Origin of the sequence: Virgibacillus sp. M23, from assembly GCF_034190895.1 — a bacterium.
Taxonomy (GTDB): domain Bacteria; phylum Bacillota; class Bacilli; order Bacillales; family Amphibacillaceae; genus Virgibacillus; species Virgibacillus salarius.
The window spans coordinates 1-462 of record NZ_JAWDHA010000244.1; the positions used below are offsets into that span (position 1 = coordinate 1).

Consider the following 462-nt stretch of genomic DNA (forward strand, 5'->3'; position numbering starts at 1 on the left):
GCTGTAAAAGATGCGGTTCATATTGGTGAGGTAACGGCTGACGGAATTCTGGCGATTCAAAATCAAGACGGACAACAAATGATTCATGCGCAAACGAAAGAGCTTGAACGCGCATGGAAAGGAGCTATCCCATGCTTGCTGAAATCAAAGGCTTAAATGAAGAATGTGGCGTATTTGGGATTTGGGGGCATGAAGAAGCCCCGCAGATCACATATTACGGTCTCCATAGCCTCCAGCACAGAGGGCAGGAGGGTGCGGGCATCGTAGCGACTGATGGTGAAAAACTGACGGCGCACAAAGGCCAAGGGCTGATCACTGAAGTATTTCAAAATGGCGAACTCAGCAAAGTAAAGGGAAAAGGCGCTATCGGGCACGTTCGGTACGCAACGGCTGGAGGCGGCGGATACGAAAATGTACAGCCGCTCGTCTTCCGTTCCCAAAACAACGGCAGCCTGGCGCTTG

General features: G+C 51.3%; 1 protein-coding gene and 1 pseudogene. Both read left to right on the forward strand.

Features of this window, described 5'->3' with window-relative positions:
- Positions 1 to 156: hypothetical protein (locus tag RVS70_RS22330; protein WP_321134902.1), on the forward strand; the 156-nt coding region annotated here is incomplete at its 5' end.
- Positions 132 to 462 (forward strand): annotated as a pseudogene (locus tag RVS70_RS22335) (amidophosphoribosyltransferase); the annotation flags it as partial. The gene RVS70_RS22330 and the pseudogene RVS70_RS22335, both read left to right, overlap by 25 nt.